19 protein-coding genes and 1 other annotated feature are annotated in these 16,769 nt (G+C 42.9%); of the genes, 16 read left to right on the top strand and 3 right to left on the bottom strand.

Annotation, left to right across the window (positions count from 1 at the left end):
- Window positions 1-15: 15 nt before the first annotated feature.
- The 9 genes from ACLTWA_RS18375 to ACLTWA_RS18335 are packed head-to-tail and all read left to right on the top strand — an operon-like array spanning window position 16 to window position 6,923.
- Entirely contained in the window at window positions 16-201 is a 186-nt protein-coding gene (locus tag ACLTWA_RS18375) for a Flp1 family type IVb pilin (protein WP_412329357.1), read from the top strand.
- Window positions 201-2,093, top strand: a complete 1,893-nt coding sequence (locus ACLTWA_RS18370) for a DUF5702 domain-containing protein (protein WP_412329356.1) — start codon at window positions 201-203, stop codon at window positions 2,091-2,093. Before ACLTWA_RS18375 ends, ACLTWA_RS18370 begins: the two co-directional genes overlap by 1 nt.
- A 19-nt stretch (window positions 2,094-2,112) precedes the next feature.
- Window positions 2,113-3,036: a hypothetical protein gene (locus ACLTWA_RS18365; protein WP_412329355.1), complete on the top strand. Its 924-nt coding sequence runs from the start codon at window positions 2,113-2,115 to the stop codon at window positions 3,034-3,036.
- Between the two features lie 11 nt (window positions 3,037-3,047).
- The gene (locus ACLTWA_RS18360) at window positions 3,048-3,482 is read left to right on the top strand and encodes a prepilin peptidase (RefSeq protein ID WP_412329354.1); all 435 of its coding nucleotides are present in this window, start codon (window positions 3,048-3,050) and stop codon (window positions 3,480-3,482) included.
- Window positions 3,479-3,868 (top strand): TadE/TadG family type IV pilus assembly protein, encoded by a 390-nt coding sequence (locus ACLTWA_RS18355; RefSeq protein WP_412329353.1) that lies wholly within the window; start codon window positions 3,479-3,481, stop codon window positions 3,866-3,868. The genes ACLTWA_RS18360 and ACLTWA_RS18355 overlap by 4 nt, the downstream gene beginning before the upstream one ends.
- A gap of 1 nt (window position 3,869) precedes the next feature.
- On the top strand, window positions 3,870-5,252 hold the full coding sequence (locus tag ACLTWA_RS18350) for a DUF6382 domain-containing protein (RefSeq protein WP_412329352.1): 1,383 nt from the start codon (window positions 3,870-3,872) through the stop codon (window positions 5,250-5,252).
- 50 nt (window positions 5,253-5,302) lie between these two features.
- A complete protein-coding gene (locus ACLTWA_RS18345; RefSeq protein WP_412329351.1) occupies window positions 5,303-5,923 on the top strand; it encodes a rhomboid family intramembrane serine protease in 621 nt (206 codons plus the stop codon).
- A gap of 23 nt (window positions 5,924-5,946) precedes the next feature.
- Window positions 5,947-6,363 carry an HIT family protein gene (locus tag ACLTWA_RS18340; RefSeq protein WP_412329350.1) on the top strand — a complete coding sequence of 139 codons (417 nt, stop codon included), beginning with the start codon at window positions 5,947-5,949 and terminating at the stop codon, window positions 6,361-6,363.
- 17 nt (window positions 6,364-6,380) lie between these two features.
- Window positions 6,381-6,923 carry an RNA polymerase sigma factor gene (locus ACLTWA_RS18335; RefSeq protein WP_412329349.1) on the top strand — a complete coding sequence of 181 codons (543 nt, stop codon included), beginning with the start codon at window positions 6,381-6,383 and terminating at the stop codon, window positions 6,921-6,923.
- Window positions 6,924-6,925: 2 nt separating this feature from the next.
- Here the strand turns inward: ACLTWA_RS18335 and ACLTWA_RS18330 are convergent, their stop codons facing one another.
- Window positions 6,926-7,993: an undecaprenyldiphospho-muramoylpentapeptide beta-N-acetylglucosaminyltransferase gene (locus ACLTWA_RS18330; RefSeq protein ID WP_412329348.1), complete on the bottom strand. Its 1,068-nt coding sequence runs from the start codon at window positions 7,991-7,993 to the stop codon at window positions 6,926-6,928.
- A gap of 112 nt (window positions 7,994-8,105) precedes the next feature.
- On the opposite strand from ACLTWA_RS18330, the gene ACLTWA_RS18325 reads away from it, so the two are divergent.
- Window positions 8,106-8,531, top strand: coding sequence for a hypothetical protein (locus ACLTWA_RS18325; protein ID WP_412329347.1), 426 nt, complete (start codon window positions 8,106-8,108; stop codon window positions 8,529-8,531).
- Window positions 8,532-8,661: 130 nt separating this feature from the next.
- Here the strand turns inward: ACLTWA_RS18325 and ACLTWA_RS18320 are convergent, their stop codons facing one another.
- A complete protein-coding gene (locus tag ACLTWA_RS18320) occupies window positions 8,662-9,021 on the bottom strand; it encodes an arsenate reductase family protein (protein WP_412329346.1) in 360 nt (119 codons plus the stop codon).
- Window positions 9,022-9,136: 115 nt separating this feature from the next.
- On the opposite strand from ACLTWA_RS18320, the gene ACLTWA_RS18315 reads away from it, so the two are divergent.
- The 3 genes from ACLTWA_RS18315 to ACLTWA_RS18305 all read left to right on the top strand — a co-directional run bounded on the left by ACLTWA_RS18315 (window position 9,137) and on the right by ACLTWA_RS18305 (window position 10,785).
- Window positions 9,137-9,664, top strand: a complete 528-nt coding sequence (locus tag ACLTWA_RS18315) for a nucleoside recognition domain-containing protein (protein ID WP_412329345.1) — start codon at window positions 9,137-9,139, stop codon at window positions 9,662-9,664.
- A 107-nt stretch (window positions 9,665-9,771) separates the two neighbouring features.
- Window positions 9,772-10,221, top strand: a complete 450-nt coding sequence (locus tag ACLTWA_RS18310) for a MarR family winged helix-turn-helix transcriptional regulator (protein ID WP_412329344.1) — start codon at window positions 9,772-9,774, stop codon at window positions 10,219-10,221.
- 27 nt (window positions 10,222-10,248) lie between these two features.
- The gene (locus ACLTWA_RS18305) at window positions 10,249-10,785 is read left to right on the top strand and encodes a GerMN domain-containing protein (protein ID WP_412329343.1); all 537 of its coding nucleotides are present in this window, start codon (window positions 10,249-10,251) and stop codon (window positions 10,783-10,785) included.
- Window positions 10,786-10,838: 53 nt separating this feature from the next.
- Here the strand turns inward: ACLTWA_RS18305 and ACLTWA_RS18300 are convergent, their stop codons facing one another.
- Window positions 10,839-12,659: a DUF885 domain-containing protein gene (locus tag ACLTWA_RS18300; RefSeq protein ID WP_412329342.1), complete on the bottom strand. Its 1,821-nt coding sequence runs from the start codon at window positions 12,657-12,659 to the stop codon at window positions 10,839-10,841.
- A gap of 142 nt (window positions 12,660-12,801) precedes the next feature.
- Window positions 12,802-13,091, top strand: a binding site (T-box leader).
- Between the two features lie 93 nt (window positions 13,092-13,184).
- Between ACLTWA_RS18300 and metG the strand changes: the two genes are divergently transcribed.
- The 3 genes from metG to ACLTWA_RS18285 all read left to right on the top strand — a co-directional run bounded on the left by metG (window position 13,185) and on the right by ACLTWA_RS18285 (window position 16,764).
- On the top strand, window positions 13,185-15,161 hold the full coding sequence (metG, locus tag ACLTWA_RS18295) for a methionine--tRNA ligase (RefSeq protein WP_412329341.1): 1,977 nt from the start codon (window positions 13,185-13,187) through the stop codon (window positions 15,159-15,161).
- Window positions 15,162-15,250: 89 nt separating this feature from the next.
- On the top strand, window positions 15,251-15,979 hold the full coding sequence (locus ACLTWA_RS18290) for a TraX family protein (RefSeq protein WP_412329340.1): 729 nt from the start codon (window positions 15,251-15,253) through the stop codon (window positions 15,977-15,979).
- 17 nt (window positions 15,980-15,996) lie between these two features.
- Window positions 15,997-16,764 carry a TatD family hydrolase gene (locus ACLTWA_RS18285; protein WP_412329339.1) on the top strand — a complete coding sequence of 256 codons (768 nt, stop codon included), beginning with the start codon at window positions 15,997-15,999 and terminating at the stop codon, window positions 16,762-16,764.
- Window positions 16,765-16,769: the final 5 nt, after the last annotated feature.

Here is a 16,769-nt window from a genome sequence, read left to right as displayed (position 1 = left end):
AAAGGAGGTGAGACAATGGGAACATTTTTAAAGACACAGATTATGGATTTTATGAAAGAAGAAGATGGCGTGGGAGTCATTGAGGTGGTTTTGATTCTGGTGGTTTTGATTGGTCTTGTCATTATTTTTAAAGACAGGATTAATGCACTTCTTGAACTTATTTTTAAACAGATTGATAATCAGTCGAAAGAGGTGTACTGATGCGAAAAAGCGGACAGATAACAGTATTTTTGAGCTTGGCGCTGTTATGCATCTTCAGTCTTATGTGCGGACTTATTGAGTCCGCACGGACGGCTGGCGCCAGGTGCTATTTAAAGCTGGCAGCCGATTCTGCCATGGATTCTGTTTTCAGTGAGTATCACAGGGAGGTATGGAACCAATACCGGCTGTTTCTTCTGGAATCAGGGGATACAGAAGAACTTCAAACAGTCTGGAAGGAATATATGGGACCCTATATGGATACCTCCGGCTGGTATTCCATGGAGGTGGAATCCGCAGATGCCATACAAAAGGTCTTCATTACGGATGACGGGGGAGAGCATTTGAATCAGGAGATCCTTGATTATATGAAATTTGGGATATTCCAGGACATACCTGATGCGAAAGGGGCAGCAGACTTACTTAAGAATTTAAAGGAAGCCTCCTCGGTCGGAAAGCTGACAGAGTCCTTTTCCGGACACACCAGAGAGGCAGTCCGGCTGGAACGGGCATTGGAGGACATTAATGACTCTTTGAAAAAGCAAAAAGTTCACTGGCAAAAAGCCGGAGAACGGCTGGAAACTTATGATGGAAGCGGATTCAAGGAAGAAGCCGGAAAACTTGAGAAAGAAATGGAACGGATCCCATATCTTGTAAAGACCTATGGCAGACTGGCAGATCAGTTAAAGACAAGCCTGAATAAAACCAATAAAACGAAAGAGGCGTTAAAAAATGATATCAGTCCGGAGGTGTATCAGGACCTCTATGAAGATACCGGAAGTTATGAATCTTATGTAAACCAGGACGGTGCACGAAGAAGAGAAATTGAAGGGATTCCGGGTAAGCTTGATCCGTTAAAACCGCTCCTCAAACAGGCAAAAGAGCGGGCCGGTGAAGTGGAAGAGATTATTAATCAATGGGATGGTGGCGACAGCGATGATGAAGAGGATGAACCGGACTACGCTGAATTATGGGGATCGGTGGAGAATATCTGGAATAGAATCAAAATCCCTGTATTGTCCTGTTCCAATGGAGTCAAGGACACGGAAAAGCAAAAGACCTTGGAACGCGTGGAGGACTTTGTAAAAAAGGGGCTTTTAACTCTGGTGCTGCCGGAAGGAAGTGAGGTATCAAAAGGAGTGATAAGCGGAGATTCGTTCCCTTCTGCGTCCATGACTGGGGATGGAAAAGTAACGGCAAGCCTGTTGGACCGGGTTGTCTTTGAAGAATATTGCAGCCGCTTTTTGACCAGTTTTTTGTCAGACGAAGAAAAAGATGTTAAGTATGAGATGGAGTACATGGTGTCTGGGAAAAAATCTGATGAGAATAATTTAAAACAGGTAATTACGGATATTGTAGGAATCAGAGAAGGGATGAATCTGATTCATATCCTGTCTGACAGTCAGAAGAGGGAAGAAGCCAAAGCCTTGGCAGCCCTGATTACAGGTGCTGCAGGAGTTGCTCCGCTGACAGGAGTTGTGGCATTTTTCATTATGGGCGTATGGGCATTGGGAGAATCCATTGTAGATGTGAGGATGCTTTTAGAAGGGAAAAAGGTGGTTTTTTTAAAGACCAAGGAAACCTGGAATTTGACATTGTCAAACCTTCTGGAGTTTGAAGGCAGTGAAACTGCCCGCGGAGGAAAGGAAGGGGATAAGGGAATCGATTATACCGGATATTTAAAACTGCTTCTGTTTCTTGGAAAACAGCAGCTTCAGAACTATCGTCTGATGGATGTCATTCAATGGAACATATGCAGAAAACAAGCGGATTTTCGTATGGAAACCTGTATTTACCAGGCTGAAATAAGGGGAAATGTACAATCGAAGCATTTGTTTTTCAGTGGCATAGCTCCTTTTTATCCCATGGAGGTCCGAACGGAAAAGGCTTATTAAAGAAAGGAGGCAGATGATCATGCCCTTTTTCAAAGAATCTGAGAAAATATATAACAAAAAAACGGTTACTCTCCAGGTACAAATCCCCATAAAAATAAACAGATTGTTTGCAAAAAGGGTATTATCATCTGCCTTTTGTTCCCAGCCAAAAGCAAGTTTGACCGTTGAAGCTGCCATGGTACTTCCCCTGTTTTTATTTCTTATGGTGCTGTTAATGATGCCAATGGAGATTATGAACCAGGGCAGAAAAATTCAGACGGCTTTGGAGTCCGCCGGAGAAGAGATGAGCCAGTACGCCTATGTGCTGGACCAGATAAAGCAGGGAGAAAAAATCGATGCAGGGAAAATAAATGGATTATCAGAATCTTTATTAAACGGTTTTACGGAGCAGGGAATTCTGCTTTATGTCAGAAAAAAGATAGAAGGCCAGGTGGACTTAAAAAGAGTTGAGAATATTACCTTTGACAGGTCCTCGGTATTGCAGGACGGGGAGACCATTGATTTAATCATGAATTACCGGGTCAAACTTCCTTTTTCCGCTTTTGGATTACAAAGTGTTCCAATGACGGCCAGATCCTGCCGCAGAGCATGGGTTGGCAAGGAAGGCGGAAAGGGCATAAGGAATGGAGAAGCGGAGGAAATTGTCTATGTGGGAAAGGGAAGTGTAAGATATCACCGGTCAAGGACCTGCCATTATCTATATAATCATTTGCAGCAGACCACACTGGCCGGGGTAGAAAAACTGCGTAATCTGTCTGGTGGGAAGTATAAGCCCTGCAGCAGATGCGGAAAAACAGCCGCAAAAGACAGTGCTGTTTACGTTATGCCGTCAGGGGAACGATATCATACGGATAAAAACTGTTCTTCTATCATATCTTACGTTTCAGCAGTTACCATATCGGAAGTAAGACATCTGGGACCTTGTTCTTATTGTTCCCATTAGGAGGTGAAGCCATGCCGGAAGGTATAACCAAGATAATATTCGGAATTTTTCTTTTTCTTGCAGCGTTACAGGACTGGAAAAGTAAGACCATACATGTGTGGCTGTTCATAACGGCTGCAATTGCAGGAGGAATTCTATGTTTTGCAAACGGACAGATTTCCTATGACCGGATATTAAGCTGTTTGATAGGGATTTTAATTGTGTTTTTAAGCCGGATAACCAATGGGGCTATCGGTACAGGAGATGGTTACTTTTTTGCGGTCAGCGGACTTTTCTTAAGCTCTTTTATGAATCTGAGCCTGTTTATTTACGGAGTGTTTTTTAGCGGATTCATTTGCAGCGGGATCTATTTCTGCTGCCGGATAAGAGGAAAAGATATAAGAAAGGGATCAGTTCCTTTTCTGCCGTTTCTGGTTCCTGTATGGATTGGAATGGTGATCTTATGAAGAGAAGAGTTTCCGGGAGTTTTACTGTGGAAGCAGCGTTTGTTATGGCCATTGTATTATGGGCACTGCTGCTTTCTATTCAGGCAGCGTACCGTATCAGGGACCAGACGGTTGGTGCCATGGCGCTTCAGGAAGCGGTGCAAAGACTTCGCCACAATGAATCGGAAATGCCTGAAGAAGCCGTTGCCTGGGCAGAAAAAAGGGCGGGAACCCCATTTTCCTGGAAGAGATATGGATTTGAGCTGAAAACTACCGGAAATCCTTTAACCGGTAATAGGGTAAACGCATCGGCAGCAGGCGGACGTTGGAAGCTTTCCCTGGAACAAAAGGTGTTTGACCCGGAGAATTTTTTGAGGATGATGACTCTGACCGATCAGGAGGAATAACATGAAGATTACATACAGACGGGAAATGAAGCATAACTATCTGATCATAGACCCGGATGAAAGCGGCTATGACGGTTTTGAAGTTCACATGATGGAAGCAAATGGAATCGAAGGACTAATGAAATTCCGCACCAATCAGGTGGATAACCATAGGTCCTATTACTATGAGATAACTTCAAAGCAGCCGTTAAGCCGGCTGTTGGAGTGTCACAGCCTTGGAGAAGAGGAACTGAAAAAAATAATCGGAGGCATTGCGCAGACTCTTGGCAGATTGGAACCCTATCTGCTGAATGAGAATCAGATTATTCTGGAACCGGAATATATCTATGTGGAACCGGAGTATTTTAACGTTTATCTATGTCTCGTTCCCGGAAGAAAGGGTTCATTTCCGGAAGAGATGACCGGCCTTTTGCGCTATCTTCTTGGAAAGGTGAATCATCAGGATAAAGAATGTGTAGTCATGGCTTATGGATTGTATCAGGAGAGCTTAAAAGACAACTACGGAATATATGACCTTGTGAAGATTATTGGCAGAAAATCAGCAGACATACAGGAAAAAGACATACAAGGACCAGATCCAATGAAAGAAAGAACTCCAAAGGAGGCTTCTGACTCCCCTTTCTTACAGTCGTTGCAGGAGGATAAGAAAAAAGGTATTGATTGTTCTGACAGTTTAAATTCCGGCAATCATGGATTTCCTGTGGCTAAAGCAGCAATTGCTTTTCTGTTACCCATAGCCGGTACTGCGGCCGCATTGTGGTTGTTTTTTGGATTCCCCGGATTTTATGAGTACTGGTATGTCCTTTTCGCAGCAGGAATACTTTCTTCTATTGCTGTTTTTTTCATTTATAGCAAAAATAGTCCAGAGCCGGCGAGGCAAAGTCAGCCAGAAGAACGGTATGACTGGCAGATGATGTTCAGTGAAGAAAATGACATAGAAGAAACGAAAGAACATAGACAATTTAAGGAATATAAAGAGGTTAAGGAATATAAAGAGCTTAAAGAAAATAAAGATAAAGATCTGGCTTTACGTCCGGAAGCGGAGCCGGACTATATGCAGACGGTTTTACTAACGGATACGCCGGAAGGCAAAGAAGTCCGTTATCTGCGGTCGGTGGCTTCAGACATACCGGATGCTTCCATCACTTACGTTCCATATCTGATAGGCAAGCAGGAGGGGCTGGTGGATTATGTCATAGAGAGTGAAACCATTAGCAGAATACATGCAAGAATTGACTGTACAGACGGTGAATATCAGCTCAGTGATTTGAATTCTACCAATGGAACATCTGTAAATGGCCGGATTCTGGAAACAAATGAGACGGTGGCTTTAAAAAAGGGAGATGAAATTTTTATTGCAAATTTCGCGTTTATATTTACATAATATACCGGTTTGTGCTAAAATAAGCATATTATTTTAGAAGGAGAACTGTGATGGAAGACTGGGACAGGCGAAAAAAAGCATATGTCAATTTCTGTTTTATTGCTGTAAATGTCATCTATTTTCTATATTTAGAAACGACAGGCTCCACTGAAAACACAGAATTTATGGTTTCTCATGGTGCAATGTATGCGCCGTATGTTTTGGAAGGCGGTGAGTATTTCCGGTTACTCACTTCTATTTTTATGCATTTTGGGATTAATCATATTATGAATAATATGCTCATTTTGTTTATTCTGGGAGACAATCTGGAAAGAGCTCTGGGTCACGTGAAATATTTCTTCTTTTATCTGCTTTGCGGTGTGGGGGCAAATATATTGTCTATGATAATTAATATTGGAGAATACCGCACAATCGTTTCTGCAGGTGCCTCTGGTGCAATCTTTGGTGTGATCGGCGGACTTTTGTATGCGGTAGCGGTCAACCGTGGGCGGTTGGAAGATCTAAGTACCCGTCAGCTCGTTGTGGTAATCGTGTGTTCCCTGTATTTTGGTTTTTCCAGCACAGGTGTAGATAATGCTGCTCACATTGCAGGGCTTGTAATTGGAATTTTTATGGGGCTTATCCTGTATCGGAAACCAAAGAAGCGTACCAATGTGGATATATGGGGATAAATAAACTGGAAGGAGGTGAGCGTGTGAGAAAAGATGATTGTATTTTCTGCAAAATTGCAAATGGCGAAATACCTGCTGAGACCATCTACGAAGATGATACATTTCGCGTAATTATGGATTTGGGACCGGCATCCAAAGGGCATGCCCTGATTCTTCCAAAAGAGCATTACAAAGATATCTGTGAGCTTGATGGGGAAACCGCATCAAAGGTTCTTCCCTTAGCAGCTAAAATAGGAGGCGCCATGAAAACATCATTAGGCTGTGCCGGATTTAACGTGGTGCAGAATAATGGAAAAGAGGCAGGCCAGACAGTTTTTCATTTTCACGTACATTTGATTCCTCGTTATGAGGGGGGTCCTGTTATGGTTTCATGGGTATCGGGCAAAGAAAGTCCGGAAGACTTAGCACAGACAGGAGCCGCTATAAGGAGCGCCCTGTAATCAGAGGGGCATAATCAATGAGCATACATGAAGATGAAAATATGTTGCTGCAATCCATTTACGGAGAGTACCAGGGACTGCTCCGACGGATCGCAAAGACACTCCATGTACCAGACATGGAATTAGACGATGTAGTACAGGAAACTTTTATTGCGTATTTTGAGAATTATTCGTTGACCTGGACAGATACACGTAAAAAAGGCATGCTGATTAAGATACTCAAGAGAAAATCTATCGATTGTCTCCGTAAAAACGGTCATTATGAAAAAGTCAGCCTTAATGAGGAGGATGCGGCAAATGAGGTTGCATTGCTGGCAAACTATGTCATTACGGACCCGCTTGACGTTATCCTTGAAGAGGAAGCTCTGTTAAAGATAACCGAGGAGATATCAAACATGAGGGAAGAATGGAAAGAGGTGGCTGTTCTGTATTTTTTAAAACAGCTGACGATTTCTGAGATTTGTGAACTGCTGAAGATCACGGGAACGGTATGCCGTTCCCGCATTTACCGGACAAGAGTCTGCTTAAAGAAGATTCTGGGTCCAAGTTTTGATGTATAGAATTACTTCTGAGCAAGAGATTCTATCATTTCAATAATTGCATCAATGGCATTATGCTGCTCACTTTGCTGCATATTGGAGATGTAGCTTTTCCGGTTTTTAAATGTTTCAGTGACAGCCTGAAGCAGAGAATCTCCGGTAAGCTTTTCTTCTTCCAAAAGACAGCTGAATCCCTGTCTTGCAAAGGATTTGGCATTTAGGATCTGGTCTCCTCTGCTGGCAGCGGCAGACAGCGGTATTAGAATGTTTGGTTTTCGAAGGGCCAGTATTTCACAGATGGCGTTGGCACCGGCCCTGGAAATCATAAGATCAGCGGCGGCAAACAGATGCTTTAAAGGTTCGTCAACGTATTCGTATTGTACATATCCTTCTGTATGGATCAGGCTTTCATCCAAATTGCCTTTCCCGCAGATATGTATAATCTGGAAGTTTTTTAGCAGCTTTGGAAGGATGGCTCTCACCGCATTGTTGACGGTTACAGACCCCAGGCTTCCACCGATGATCAGAATTATCGGCCGGTTTTCCGACAGATGGGCATAGGTTATTCCCTTTAACCGATCTCCTTTTAACAGTTCTTTCCGAATGGGAGAACCTGTGAGAACGGCTTTATCTTTTGGAAGATAGGAAAGGGTCTCCGGGAAGTTGCAGCATACTTTGGCAGCCGAAGGAATACAAAGCCTGTTAGCCAGTCCGGGAGTCATATCGGATTCGTGGATAATAACAGGTACTTTGCAGTGCCTGGCAGCCAATACTACAGGAACAGCTACAAAACCACCTTTTGAAAATACTACATCGGGTTTATATTTTTTAATAAATTTTAAGGCTTCTCCATATCCTTTTATTACACGAAAGGGATCGGAAAAATTTTTAAAGTCGAAGTACCGGCGGAATTTCCCTGAGGAGATGCCGATATAGGCAATTCCAGCTCCTTCTATTAATTTCCGCTCAATTCCCTGGTAGGAACCTATATAATGAATGGCGTAATTCCGCTCTTTTAAAGAAGGAATCAGAGCAAGGTTCGGGGTAACATGACCGGCAGTCCCGCCGCCGGTTAAGATGATTTTTTTCATAAAGCATTGCCTCCCAAATTCGATATACTATTAATAGTAAACGCTGACGGTAAAAAGTCAACCCCAAAGAGTGTGGGAACTTAAGGATAACTTGTGTTTAAGAGGTGCAGACGTGGGGCAGGAAAGAAATAATTTTAAAAAATGTTCCATTTTAAAACGGAAAAAAGAAAACGATGTTTCCAGGGAAAAATTAGAAGCCTATCTTCTTGATTATATGCAGAAACACCCGGAATTAACACCTGAGCCGCCTTCTCCGCCGCCTGAAGAATTTCAGATAATCATGGAAGAATTAAGCCGCCGTAATACGAAGCTCCTTATCAGAAGGCAGCTGGAGTGTTTAAACAATTGCCGCAGAATCGTTTATTATTTGCACAAGCCCTTTATAATCGTAATAATGGTTTGTATACTGGTGTCAGTTACAATTCTTGGTGTTTCCGCTGAAAAAGCCCGGTCCCATATCATGGAATCCGTATATGACAGAATGGATGATAGCAGGTGCCAGGGGCATCATATGACTTATAACATTGGCATTCCCTGACAGCACATAATACTGTATAAAACGGCAAACAGGAGAAGTTTTGAAGTTCCCCAGGCAGTTAGACTTAGGATCCGGCTGCTTGGGGTAAAATCATTTCAAATGCTCATGCAGGCCGTTTTTTTATGACTCCCTAAAGAGTTAATTTCTTATGCCATTCCTCTTCCTTAAATCCCACAAGTACAAAGTCCTCTCCGATGACCAGAGGCCGTTTCACAAGCATTCCATCTGTTGCCAGAAGGTCGATCTGCTCTTTTTCGCTCATTCCGGGTAAGATGTCTTTTAGATGCTTTTCCTTATAGAGGATACCGCTGGTATTAAAAAACTTTTTAACGGGAAGTCCGCTTTTTTTGATCCATTCCATAAGTTCCGGAGCGGTGGGATTTTCTTCTTTGATATCTCTTGCCTGGTAGGACACCTGGTGGGCCTCCAGCCATTTTTTTGCATTTTTGCAGGTACTGCAGGGTGGGTATTGTAAAAATAATACACTCATGTTCTTGGCTCCTTCCATTTCTTTTGCATTCTCTTATAGTTTACCTTGAAACCGTTTGAATGAAAAGTAAAGAATTGGAATAGACTGTAATAATCAAGAAAAAATGGGTGAAAAAATGACATTTTTAATGTTTCTGTCAGAGGCGTTGGTTCCGCTTGTTATCTTTTATATTGTAGGGTTTGGCATCCTTTCAAAAAGGCCGGTCTTTGATGATTTCATAAATGGTGCCAAAGATGGAATGAAAACGGTGGCCGGAATTTTGCCTACGCTCATTGGTTTAATGACTGCGGTAGGAGTGCTCCGGGCTTCCGGATTTTTGGATTTTCTTGCAGAATTATTAACAAAACCTGCCTCTTTTTTATTCCTTCCTGCTCCAGTGGTTCCCGTAATTTTAATTCGGCTGGTATCCAACTCAGCAGCCACCGGGCTGGTTCTTGACATTTTTAAGAAATTTGGAACAGACTCTTATATTGGAATGCTGACTTCTGTTATCATGAGCTGTACGGAGACCCTGTTTTACTGTCTGAGCGTATACTTTGGGACAGTAAAAATCAGAAAAACCAGGTATACTTTAACCGGTGCTTTGGCTGCCACAGCAGCAGGAATTGCTGCCAGCGTCTTTTTAAGCCGTTTTTTGGTATAAAAGGGATTATTTCGTCTTGATTTTAAGAATTTCATAAGAATTCAAGTGGTTGTCTAGAAATACATAATCATGTATAATTACGAAGAAGCTTTTATTGTCATAAAGATATGAAAGGGATAAACGTGGATACTTACGGAACTCTTAACGAAGTATTGGTGAGACTGTTTCGGGATGTTATGGATATTGAACAACAGGCGATCATTACCCAGGAATTTAAAGATATAACTAATAATGATATGCATGTAATAGAAGCGATAGGCATCGGAGAACCTAAAAATATGTCGACCATTGCCAGGGAGCTGTCTGTTACGGTTGGTACATTGACCATAGCCATGAACAGTCTTGTGAAGAAAGGGTATGTGACCCGCCAGAGAGGAAAAGAGGACCGGCGAGTCGTATATATCTCCCTTTCAGAAAAAGGGATACAAGCCTATGAACACCATGCGAAATTTCATCAGGAGATGATAGAGAGCATTGTAAAAGCATTAGGTAAGGATGAGATAGAAGTTTTGATCAAAGCTCTGAACAGTTTAAATCAGTGGTTTCGGAGCCTTTAAGAGAATTTAAGGAGGCAATGCGCAATTATGAGAAAGTTCATCGTGATGTTAATGAGCGTTATAATGATGATGTCCCTGGCAGCGTGTACACCAACACAGCCTAAGGTGGAGATGACCTCACCTGGTCCGCAGGTAGAGACTTCTACCGGAGGTGCGAGTGATAAGGTTCCGGACCCCAATGTGGAACCCATGGAGATCATCTCTATATATAGTCAGAACGAGGATGGCAGCGGTTTGAATCAGGCTATGGATGCAGTAGACAAGCTGACCGCAGAAGCGTTGGTGGATAAGCTGGTGGAATACGGCGTTCTGGAAGAAGGGACCAAGGTACTGAACTATGAGTCCAAGGATGGGACAGGTACCCTGAATTTGTCAAAGGCTCCTGTCAAAGGTTCTACCGGAGATTTGATCATGCTGACAGCAGTTGGCAATACCTTTATTGAGAATTTTGAACTGGATAAGTTAAAGGTGCTTGTGAACGGAAAGAATTATACCAGCGATACCATTAAGCAGGGCGATAATGATTATCTGGAATATGTAAAAGATTATAAAAAGATCGGTTAAGTGATATAAAACAGGCAGGAGCCATGGTACGATGCTCCTGCCTGTTTTTCCTTTCAGCCCTTTCTGAGTTCTTTTGCCAGCCAGTTGCGGAATTCCGGCTGAATGACAGAGAAGGGTGCGGGTCCGATATCAAGCAAAAATGTATGAAAATCCTTTAAGTTAAACTTATCCTTTAAGATCTTCTGGGCGGTGTTGCGCATTTCCATAATTTCTAAATATCCTACATAGTATTCCATATAGTTGGTGGGATTTGCCACCAGGCTATTGTAAATGGAATCCGCAATATCCGTATTCTCCACATTATAAAAGGTGCCAAGATATTTTGCAGTCTGCTCCTTATCCCAGCCCTCATAGTTGATGCAGATATCCAGATATGCATAGATGCCGAGAGTTACAGCAGTATTGTGGGCAAGCAGTTTTCCAAGTTCCGGGTCCAGTCCGTTATCCAGTGTATAGGAATAGAATTCCACATATGTGGCCCAGCCTTCCGAATAGCTGGAGAATGAAAGAATACTTCTTAAATCACTTGGCTTTTTGCTTAAAAAGTATACATTCTGATAAAGATGCCCCGGATAACCTTCATGGGCCAGCGTGGTATAAAGGTCATCATTTTGAAAGCGTGGATTGCCGTTGATATAAATGGTATTCTCTTCATACCGGTCCAGCGGGGGAACCAGATAAAAGGCTGGACTAAGGGAAGATTCCAGTGCGGCAGGTACATATTTAACCGTATAGTTACAGGGAGGAAGCTCTGGAAAGTCTGTTGTAATCTGGGTTTTTAAAGATTCCAGGATATCTTCCGGCTTCGTGTAACGGAAGGTATAGGTGTCCAACTGATCCAGGGTCTGAGGGTGATCTTTGGTGATCTGTCCCAGGGCCTTGATATCGGAGGTCATCTGCTTTTCAATTGCCTTTTTTAGATTTGGAATGGTATCGTAGGAAGTTCCCGTATTGGAATGGACCAGATATTCAAAATATTTTTTCCCATCCGGATACCAGTACAGGCCCTTGTCATTTTTACCTGTTCCCATCAGAGAGGTAATCCCTTCTATCAGATTCTTATAAGCAGGAATAAAATGTTCTTCAAGAACCTTAAGGTTCTTTTCTTTATAGCTGGCTTTTTCTTCTGCCGTTAAGTCGGTAAGTCCGTCGATCCGGCTGTTAAATGTTTCCGCCAGAAAATTGTGGTCCGGCTGAATCAAATATGCCTCACAGGATTTTAATACACTGTCGGCAGCAGAATCGGACATGAAAAGGCCGGCTTCAGATTTCTTCCTTTCAAACTCCATGATCTGCGCATAATAATCATCAATGGTGGAAAGCAGTGATAAGTAATGATCCACGTCATCCCGGCTGTAAAAGGCATATTCAGCAAACAGAACCGGAAGCTGTGCCTGGATTCCAATGGTGGAGGTTAAAGGCTGGGCATATAGTTCCAGACCTTCGGATTTAAGCTCTGTTTCTATGTAGGAGTATAGTATCTGATAGGTAAGTCTTTGATCACTGGTAAGCTTTCTGGGATTGAACCGGGTAAGCTTCTTTTTTAACTCCAGTAGATCCTTAGAGTTATTCTTCATTTTATCCAGGGAAAAGTCACCCAGGGTCAGGGGAACGGTATCAAATCCACGGGAAGCAGGATCTGCAATGCTGAAATGAAAACTGATTCCGGAGTTGCTTATTTCTTTTCGGAATAAATCATCTGTAAACAGATTGAATTCCTTCTGCATGGTTAAATCATCGGCCCGGTAGCGTTCGTATCCTGCGCTTGAAGGAGTGGCGGGAGTGCCTGGGGGCGGCGTACATGCACTTAGCAGGGCAACCGATAGAAAAATGGAAAGAATTCTACGGCTCAATTTAAAAAATTTGTTTGTCATATAAGATTCCTCCGTAATTCACTATTAATATTTATATGATGAAATCAAAAAAGTCATGACAAAACAAGGCATAAGAAGGTTTCCCCGCTTGACAAACCCTCCGTAAACCATTACACTAGGGTTACTAACAATTGATCTATGTGAGAATGCGGAGAAAAGAAGAGTAAGAAATATACGGTCATGAGCAGAGACTTCCGGAAGCTGAAAAGGAAGCATGACCTGATTTCCCAATATGGCCTTGGAGCAGCGGAGTTGAATTGACATAACCAATGCATTGAAACTTCGACGGTTACACCCGTTATCGTGTCAGACTGTTTACGCAGACTTATGGAATTTTTTAGAATTCCCGGTCTCAGATGCAGCCGGTAAGGTCCATACTGTAAGGTATGGATAAATTAAAGTGGTAACACGGGATATTTCCCCGTCTTTAAATTTCCGAAAGGATTTTTAAGACGGGGTTTCTTTTTTCGGGAAATAAAATAAATTTCCAATCACATCTCATTTTAGAAACAAGGAGGAAGGAACATGAGCAAAGATATAAACAAAAAACCTTATTATATTACCACCGCCATTGCCTATGCATCAGGAAAGCCTCATATCGGCAACACCTATGAGGCAGTATTGGCGGATGCCATCGCCCGCTTTAAAAGAGCGGAGGGCTATGACGTATTTTTCCAGACCGGAACCGATGAACATGGCCAGAAAATTGAAGAAAAGGCGGAAGCAGCAGGACTGACTCCAAAGGCATTTGTCGATCAGGCAGCCGGTGAAATCAGAAAAATTTGGGATTTAATGAATACCTCTTATGATAAATTTATGCGGACGACCGATGAAGACCATGAAAAGCAGGTTCAGAAAATTTTTAAAAGGCTTTACGACCAGGGCGATATCTATAAAGGATATTATGAAGGCTTATACTGTACGCCCTGTGAATCCTTTTTCACCGAATCCCAGTTAGTAGATGGAAAGTGCCCGGACTGCGGCCGTGAAGTAAAGCCGGCAAAGGAAGAGGCTTATTTCTTCCGTATGAGCAAATATGCAGACCGGCTCATCAGACACATCAACGAAAATCCGGAGTTTATACAGCCGGTCTCCAGGAAAAATGAGATGATGAACAACTTCCTTCTTCCGGGTCTTCAGGATCTTTGTGTTTCCAGAACCACCTTTACCTGGGGAATTCCTGTAGACTTTGACCCAAAGCATGTGACCTACGTATGGCTTGACGCTTTGACAAATTATATTACAGGAATCGGCTATGACTGTGACGGGAACAGCACCAGCCAGTTTGCAACATACTGGCCGGCCAACTTACACCTGATCGGAAAGGACATCATCCGCTTCCATACCATTTACTGGCCAATATTCCTTATGGCATTGGATGTGCCCCTTCCTAAGCAGGTGTTTGGACATCCGTGGCTGTTACAGGGAGATGGGAAGATGAGCAAATCAAAAGGAAATGTTCTCTACGCAGATACTCTCGTAGATTTCTTCGGCGTAGATGCCGTTCGTTACTTTGTTCTTCATGAAATGCCGTTTGAAAATGACGGTGTGATTTCCTGGGAGCTAATGGTAGAACGCATGAATTCCGACCTTGCCAATATCCTTGGAAATCTTGTAAACCGTACTATTTCCATGTCTAATAAATACTTTGGAGGTGTGGTTACTGACGGAAAGGATACCGATTCCTTTGACGATGATTTAAAAGCCGTAGTTCTGGAAGAAGTGAAGAAGGTTCAGGAAAGGATGGATAAGCTTCGTGTTGCAGATGCCATAACAGCCATCTTTAACATATTCAGAAGAAGTAATAAGTATATTGATGAAACTGCTCCCTGGACGCTTGCAAAGGATGAGGCGAAAAAGGCCCGGCTGGAAACAGTTCTTTATAACCTGACAGAAGCCATTACCATCGGAGCTTCTCTTCTTGAATCCTTTATGCCGGAGACTTCAAAGAAGATACTTGCACAGCTTTGCACCACAAAGAGAGAATTATCTGAGATGGATGTCTTTGGCCGTTATCCGTCCGGTAACAAGGTAACGGAAAAGCCTGAGATTTTATTTGCACGTATGGATATGAAAGAAGTGCTGGAAAAGGTGGAGGCCATGAATGCAGCCTCCTCGTCTGATGCCGGTGAAGCTGGTGATACAGAAGCAGACGTTATTGACATCGAAGCAAAACCAGAGATCGAATACGATGACTTTGCAAAGCTGCAGTTCCAGGTAGGAGAGATCATTGCCTGTGAAGCGGTGCCGAAATCTAAAAAACTTCTCTGTTCCCAGGTACGGATCGGAAGTCAGGTGAAGCAGATTGTCAGCGGAATCAAGGCTCATTACTCTCCGGAAGAAATGGTTGGCAAAAAGGTGATGGTTGTGGTAAACTTAAAACCAGCAAAACTGGCTGGCGTCATGTCTGAAGGCATGCTTTTATGTGCAGAAGATGCAGAAGGCAACTTATCCCTTATGATTCCGGAAAAACCAATGCCGGCAGGAGCAGAGATCTGCTGATGTAAGGGAGTATCAGAAGATATGAGATAGAAAATTATGATAGGCCGGATTTTATAAATCCGGCCTATCATTTTGAAAAGGAGAATCCCATGCAGAAGACAATAAGTGCCCGGAGAGAAGGAATCACTGGCAGTACGTTAAAGATTATCGCAATTGTAACCATGTTCATTGATCACATAGGTGCAGTTATTATTGAAAATGGAATACTGAAGCAACAGGGAATGGACCAGGCCGGCCTGTGGGTGATTGTGGATCTGGTTCTTCGTACCGTAGGAAGAATATCATTTCCCATCTTCTGCTTTCTGCTGGTAGAAGGTTTTCTTCATACAAGAAATGTAAAACGGTACGGTGCCAGACTGCTTATATTTGCACTGGTTTCCGAGATACCCTTTGACCTGGCTATGTACGGAGAATGGTTTCACCCGGAATACCAGAATGTATTTTTTACACTGTTTTTGGGACTTTGGGTCCTTTCCGTTTATAAAAAAGCGTACGGCGACCCTTTAAAGCAGTCATTTGCCATCGTTGCCGGATGCGGTGCGTCTGTTTTTCTGAAATGTGATTATAATATTATTGGAATCGTAATGATCCTGATGTTTTATATTTTCCGGGAAAACAAAAAGATGCAGACCATATTTGCGGGAGCCATTGCTGTTTTGGAAAGTCTTGCCTGTTTTGGTGCGGCAGTTCTGGCGCTGGTCCCCATTCGGATGTACAATGGAAAAAGAGGGGAAAGGAGCATGAAATATTTTTTCTACGGATTTTATCCTGCGCACCTCCTTTTCCTCTATTTGTTATATAAACTGCTGATTGAATGATTTTATAGGAGATATCCATGATTTTTGATACACATACCCATTATGATGATGAGGCTTTTGATGAAGACAGAGAGGAATTGCTTGCGTCCCTTTTTCAACAGGGAATCGAAGCAGTCACCAATGTGGGAGCCAGCATAAAGACCTCTGAAAATACTTTGAAACTGGTGGACCAATACCCCAAGGTCTATGGAGCCATCGGCGTCCACCCCAATGAAGTCTTAGAACTGAACGAAGAGAAATTAAACTGGCTGAAGATACAGTCCTCTCATGAAAAAATAGTTGCAATCGGCGAAATCGGTCTTGATTATCACTGGGAAGAGCCGGACCGTGAGGTTCAGAAGACCTGGTTTATCCGTCAGCTGTCCCTGGCAAGAGAAGAGAAGCTTCCGGTGATCATTCACAGCCGTGATGCGGCAAAAGACACTCTGGATATTATGAAAGCCGAAAAGTCAGAAGAGATCGGAGGCGTTATCCACTGCTTTTCCTATGGAAAAGAAATGGCCAGAGAATATTTAAACATGGGCTTTTATCTTGGAATCGGCGGAGTGCTTACCTTTAAGAATGCCAAAAAGCTGAAAGAAGTTGTGGAGTACATGCCAATGGAACAGCTGGTATTAGAAACCGACTGCCCCTACCTTGCGCCCGTTCCCAACCGGGGAAAGAGAAACTCCTCCTTGAACCTGCCTTATGTGGTGCAGGAAATCAGCGCCATCAAGGGGATTCCGGAAGAAGAGATTATTAAAATAACCAGTCAAAATGCCAGAAAGCTGTACAGGCTTAAGTAACAGGA

Origin of the sequence: Lacrimispora sp., from assembly GCF_046972725.1 — a bacterium.
In the GTDB taxonomy this organism is placed as follows: Bacteria; Bacillota; Clostridia; order Lachnospirales; family Lachnospiraceae; genus Lacrimispora.
Note: the sequence above shows the minus strand (reverse complement) of the source record. Positions and strands in the feature narration are given on the sequence as shown.